Source organism: Pantoea sp. K16, from assembly GCF_048452805.1.
GTDB lineage: Bacteria > Pseudomonadota > Gammaproteobacteria > Enterobacterales > Enterobacteriaceae > Pantoea > Pantoea agglomerans.
Window position 1 is genome coordinate 1 of record NZ_JBLWNV010000027.1, and the last position, 5699, is coordinate 5699.

The following is a 5699-nucleotide window of genomic DNA, read 5'->3' on the forward strand; positions in this document are numbered from 1 at the left end:
CCGCCAGCCCCTGCCCGGCACCAGACTGCGTTATCACCTGTCGCTTAACTGACTGGCATTAAGCCTGATGCGGGATTTTTTATGGCGTGATTTAGGCCCTCGGTTACGATTCGCTTTGATATTGTATTTTCACAGGGAGTTAAGTTTACTCATTGTGGCAAACCTTACACAGCGGTGCGACGCGCGTAGTCGCGCAGCCGGAAGCCCAGCAGCCCCAGCGCCAGGAAGTAAGCCCCGCCGCCCACACCACAGACCGCGGCCAGGCGCAGCAGCCGCCACAGCATCGATCCCTGCTCCCAGGCTGGCATCCACTGCAGCATGGCAAACAGCGCGCCTGCCATCACCACTACGGCTATCAACAGGCGGATCAGGAAGCTGCTCCAGCCCGGCTGCGGCATAAAGATATTCTTCTTACGCAGCTGCCAGTAGAGCAGCGACGCATTCAGACAGGCTGCCAGCCCAATAGACAGTGACAGACCGGCGTGTTTCAGCGGACCAATAAACGCCAGGTTCATTACCTGCGTCATGATCAGCGTGATAATCGCGATTTTAACCGGCGTTTTGATGTCCTGACGGGAATAGAAGCCCGGAGCCAGCACCTTGACCACGATCAGCCCCATTAGTCCGACGGAGTAGGCGATCAGGGCGCGCTGCGTCATCAGTGCATCAAAGGCAGTGAATTTGCCGTACTGGAACAGCGCCACGGTCAGCGGGCCGGAGAGCATGCCCAGCGCCACCGCGCTGGGAAGCGCCAGCAGAAAACAGAGGCGCAGACCCCAGTCCATCAGCCGGGAATATTCATCATGGTTGCCGCTGGCAAAACTTTTGGCCAGCGACGGCAGCAGAATGGTGCCCAGCGCCACGCCCAGCACACCCGAGGGGAACTCCATCAGGCGGTCCGCGTAGTACATCCAGGAGACCGAACCTGAGACCAGAAACGAGGCGAAGATGGTATTGATGATCAGCGAGATCTGACTGACAGAAACGCCCAGAATGGCAGGTCCCATCTGACGCATGACCCGCCAGACGCCCGCATCACGCAGATTCAGGCGTGGCAGCACCAGCATCCCGAGTTTCTTCAGGTGTGGCAGCTGATAGCCGAGTTGCAGCACGCCGCCAGCCACGACGGCCCAGGCCAGCGCCATTACCGGTGGGTGGAAGTGCGGCGCGGCAAACAGCGCAAAGCCAATCATGCTGACGTTCAGCAGGGTCGGTGCAAAGGCCGGTACCGAGAAGCGGTTCCAGGTGTTCAGCACCGCACCCGCCAGTGACGCCAGCGAAATCAGCATAATGTAGGGAAAGGTCACCCGCAGCAGCGAGCTGGTGAGCGCAAACTTATCGGGACTGTCGGCAAAGCCGGGTGCCGTCACCATGATGACCCAGGGCGCAGCAATCATGCCCGCCACCGTGACCAGCGCCAGCGCCAGCGTCAGCAGGCCCGAGACGTAAGCCAGGAACAGTTTCGTTGCCTCTTCGCCCTGCTTGCTTTTATATTCAGCCAGAATGGGCACGAAGGCCTGAGAAAAGGCGCCTTCAGCAAAAATACGCCGCAGCAGATTGGGAAGTTTAAACGCAACAAAGAACGCATCGGTCGCCATTCCGGCGCCAAACACCCGCGCCACGATGGCATCACGGGCAAAGCCCAGTACGCGGGAAAACAGGGTCATAGAACTGACCGCTGCCAGCGATTTCAACAAATTCATAATTGACGGCGCATCCTGAAAAGAATCGGCAAAAAAGGAGAATTAGCGCGGGCACCCAGAAGATGCCCGGCGACAGTCTACTGCCACGGAGGGAAATGACCAGCATGGAGTGTTACAAGGCGTTATTCCTGCGTCGCCTCACGCCACAATTTTTCCACCACACGCTGCGCCATCAGCGCCTGCTCACCGCTGGTTTCAGGCTTCGTCTGATTTTGTACGCAGTCGATGAAATGGCGAGCCGCACCGCTGAAACCGCGCTGGGTCAGATGACTCTGCCAGGCGGGCGGTGGCGTAATCAGCAGCCCGTCACGCCGTTCTTCCTGCCAGTCGCGCATCTCACTGATGTCGATGCACTTGCCGTCACACACTGCGCTGACCCGCTCGCGCTGACTGCCTGCGCGCCGGTGCATGCTGGTGGTAATCGACAAGCCCTCAACAGCGAAATGGTGCTCGGCATAGAGCATCTGCCCCTGTTCGTTGGTGTCGATGCGTCCCTGAACCTGGCGAAAGGGTTTCCCGCCCAGCCAGAGGGCGGTATCCACCACATGCAGGTAGTCATCGAGCAGGGTAAAGCGGAGATCCTGTGGCCCGACGCTGTCGCTACGGTGCTTTTCAATCCGCAGAGAAGTCGCGCTAGCCATCTCCGCCCGCAGCTGCTGATAGCGCGGGGCAAACCGCCGGTTAAACGCCACCATCAGTTTACGCTGCCGTTTTTCCGCCAGCGCCACCAGCGCCTCAGCCTGTTCCAGGGTTTCAGCCAGCGGCTTATCGACGCAGACATCCTTTCCTGCCAGCAGCAGCGCCCTGACCACTTCATAGTGCGTGGCGGTGCTGCTATGGACAAAGACCGCGTCGCAGGCAGCGGCTAATTCATTCAGCGAACCAAAATATGGCATGCGATAGCTGTCACAGACCGGCCGGGCTTTGGCCTGGTTCGGGGAAAACGCTCCAGCCAGGGTCCAGTCCGTCGTCGCCGACAGCACCGGCAGCCAGGCTTTCTGCGCGATACCGCCTAATCCCACTACGCCAATACGTAAGGTCATCTCAGCTCTCCGGTTGCAGCAGTTGGGTGAGTTGTGTCTGAAGCGCTGCAACCTGCTGTTCCAGCGTTGCGACCCGCGCTGCCAGATCGCCCTGCTCTTCCGACGCGTCTGCGGCCTGCGGCTGGTCACGCTCATCGCCCAGCAGATGCATAAAGCGGCTTTCGCGCTTGCCAGGTTCACGCGACAGACGGATCACCTGAGCACTGTCGTCGCGCTGCATCAATCCTTCAAGCGTTTGCTCAACTTCGCTGACATCACTGAACTCGTGCAGACGGCCGCTGCGGGTACGCAGTTCGCCTGGCGTCTGGGGCCCGCGCAGTAACAGCAGCGTCAACAGAGCGACTTCTGCGCTGTTAAGCTTTAGTGTGCCAAACGCGGAGTTGCAGAAACGCTGCTCATATTTCACGACCCGCTGCCCGGCTGCGCTGCTGGCGGTGATCAGATGCCGTTTTTCCAGCTGATCGAGCTGATTCTGTACCTCACTTTCGCTCAGCTCCATCACCGGCTCGCGGTTCGATTTCTGGTTACAGGCCACCACCACGCCATTCAGTGACAGCGGATACTGTTCCGGCGTGGTGACCTGCTTCTCCAGCAGGCAGCCCAGCACGCGCATCGCCTGCGCCGATAAAGTCATCTTCATGCTCGCATCCTCATTATTATCCACGCCGGTCAGGCGTCCATTCCCGCAGGGTTAAGGCTGTCAGCACGTGATCCTGCCAGCGTCCGTCGATCAGCAGATAATCTTTCGCGTAACCCTCTTTCTCAAAACCGAGTCGCGCCAGCAGATCGCCGCTGCGCTGGTTGTGCGGCATGTAGTTAGCCATGATGCGGTGAATATGCTGCTGGCGCTGCATATAGCGGATTGCCACCTGCAACGCTTCGAACATGAACCCCTGCCCCTGCCACTTTTCACCCAGTGAATAGCCGAGGTAACAGGCATGAAAGGATCCGCGCAACACATTGCTGAAGTTCGCCACTCCCCTCACTTCGGTTTCATCGCTGTCCATTAAAATGAAATAGAAGGCCGAACCCTGCTTATGCATGTCGGAAATCAGCCCAAGCCGCGCCTGCCAGCCCGAGGGGTAGCAGTGGCTGTCATCACGCACCGGCTCCCACGGTTTTAAAAACAGGCGGTTTTCCTCGTAGTAATCTGCCATTCGCCAGGCATCACGCTCGTGAACCAGACGGACCACCAGCCGATCGGTGGTTAATCGCACCCTGGGCGCGGCAGAACGATAGCCAAACATCCTGACTCCTGAAATCAATGGCTGATAGAGATGAGCCGTCATTACCCGGCTTTCACTATAACCGCCGCCTGGGCTCCGGTAAAACGTTACAGCGGTTTAGCGATAAAGAGGCTGATTTTGCTCGGGTCGCACCGCGGATAACCCCTGCTGCAGGCAGCATCAGCAGCGGATCCTGCAGCGTGCCTGACAGGCAGGTTTGCCCTGTGGGGTAATCTCTTCCATACTTTTTACGAGCCCGAAAGCAGGATGAATTGATTCACTCTGTTAAACACTAAACCTGTAAAATCCGGGAGATCAGGATGAAGCTCTATATCTACGACCACTGCCCTTTCTGCGTTAAAGCGCGAATGATTTTTGGCCTGAAAAACAAACCGGTTGAGCTGGTGGTAATGCTCAACGACGATGAAGAGACGCCGAAACGACTGATCGGACAGAAAATGGCGCCCATTCTGCAGAAGCAGGATGGCAGCGCGATGCCTGAAAGTATGGAGATCGTACACTATGTCGATCAGCAGGATGGCGAACCGCTGATCATCGGCGCGCTGAATCCGGCGATCGGCGACTGGCTGCGTCACATGAACAGCTATGTCAATAAACTGCTGCTGCCGCGTATTGCAGAGGCGGCGTTTGCCGAATTCGCGACGCCGGAGGCGCGTGACTATTTCCGCAACAAAAAGCAGGCGAGCATCGGTGATTTCGACACGCTGAAAAGTCATTCTGCCGGCCTGATTAAGAACGTCAGCGACGATCTGCGCAAGCTGGACAAATTAATCGTCCAGCCCAATGCGGTGAATGGCGAGCTGTCCGAAGATGATTTTAATCTCTTCCCGCTGCTGCGCTCTCTGACGCTGGTGGCCGGAATCGACTGGCCGAGCCGGGTCGCTGACTACCGCGATAACATGGCTAAACAGACCCAGGTGAATCTGCTCTCCTCGATAGCTCACTAACCCCTCCCGATGAGAGACGCTGCGGCGTTTCTCATCTCTTTCCTGATGACACCCGCTACGCATTCAGGCAGGCTATGGCCTGTTTATTGGCTCTGATATTCAGGATAAAGATCGATGAAAAAGGCTTTTTTCGGGCTGACTGCCCTGTTGATCGCGCTGCTGGTGAGCGGCTGTAATCAACTGACGCAATACACCATCAGCGAACAGGAAGTAAACCAGGCGCTGCAGAAGCACAACAACTATGAGAAAGATATTGGCGTTTCCGGGCTGGTTAATGCGCACATCGTCCTGAACAACCTGACCAGTCAGATTGGCCGTGAAGAGCCAGGTAAAGTGACGCTCTCTGGCAATGCTAAAATCAATGTGACGTCACTGTTTGGTCCGCAGCAGGCCGATATGCAACTGAAGATGCGTGCTCAGCCGGTCTATGACCAGCAGCAGGGTGCAATCTATCTGCGCGATCTGGAAATTGTTGATGCGCAGGTTGCTCCGGAAAAAATGGCCTCCATTATGAAAACGCTGACGCCTTATCTGAATCAGTCGCTGAAAAACTACTTTGATCAAAAGCCGGCTTACGTGCTCAGCGCCGACCGCAGCAAAGGCGAGTCGCTGGCGAAGAAATTTGCCAAAGGACTGGAAGTGAAACCTGGCGAACTGGTTATTCCCTTTACGCAGTAATGCCAGTCAGTTAAGCGACAGGTGACAACGCAGTCTGGTGCCGGGCAGGGGCTGGCGGTCCTCGCGCCGCTACGCGGTTCC

Annotated in this window: 6 protein-coding genes; 2 read left to right on the forward strand and 4 right to left on the reverse strand. The window is 57.3% G+C overall.

Annotated elements, in window-relative coordinates:
- Positions 1–164 precede the first annotated feature (164 nt).
- The 4 genes from murJ to rimJ form a co-directional block, all read right to left on the reverse strand.
- Positions 165–1703: a murein biosynthesis integral membrane protein MurJ gene (gene murJ, locus ACK13D_RS21940; RefSeq protein WP_010246379.1), complete on the reverse strand. Its 1539-nt coding sequence runs from the start codon at positions 1701–1703 to the stop codon at positions 165–167.
- A 122-nt stretch (positions 1704–1825) separates the two neighbouring features.
- On the reverse strand, positions 1826–2746 hold the full coding sequence (locus tag ACK13D_RS21945; protein ID WP_187494390.1) for a Gfo/Idh/MocA family protein: 921 nt from the start codon (positions 2744–2746) through the stop codon (positions 1826–1828).
- A 1-nt stretch (position 2747) separates the two neighbouring features.
- Positions 2748–3386 (reverse strand): YceH family protein, encoded by a 639-nt coding sequence (locus tag ACK13D_RS21950; protein ID WP_187494389.1) that lies wholly within the window; start codon positions 3384–3386, stop codon positions 2748–2750.
- A gap of 16 nt (positions 3387–3402) precedes the next feature.
- A complete protein-coding gene (gene rimJ / locus ACK13D_RS21955) occupies positions 3403–3993 on the reverse strand; it encodes a ribosomal protein S5-alanine N-acetyltransferase (protein ID WP_418797028.1) in 591 nt (196 codons plus the stop codon).
- A 299-nt stretch (positions 3994–4292) separates the two neighbouring features.
- Here rimJ and grxB point away from each other — a divergent pair, with 299 nt between their 5' ends.
- A complete protein-coding gene (grxB, locus tag ACK13D_RS21960; protein ID WP_010246388.1) occupies positions 4293–4940 on the forward strand; it encodes a glutaredoxin 2 in 648 nt (215 codons plus the stop codon).
- A gap of 114 nt (positions 4941–5054) precedes the next feature.
- Positions 5055–5618, forward strand: coding sequence for a lipoprotein (locus ACK13D_RS21965; RefSeq protein WP_010246390.1), 564 nt, complete (start codon positions 5055–5057; stop codon positions 5616–5618).
- Positions 5619–5699: the final 81 nt, after the last annotated feature.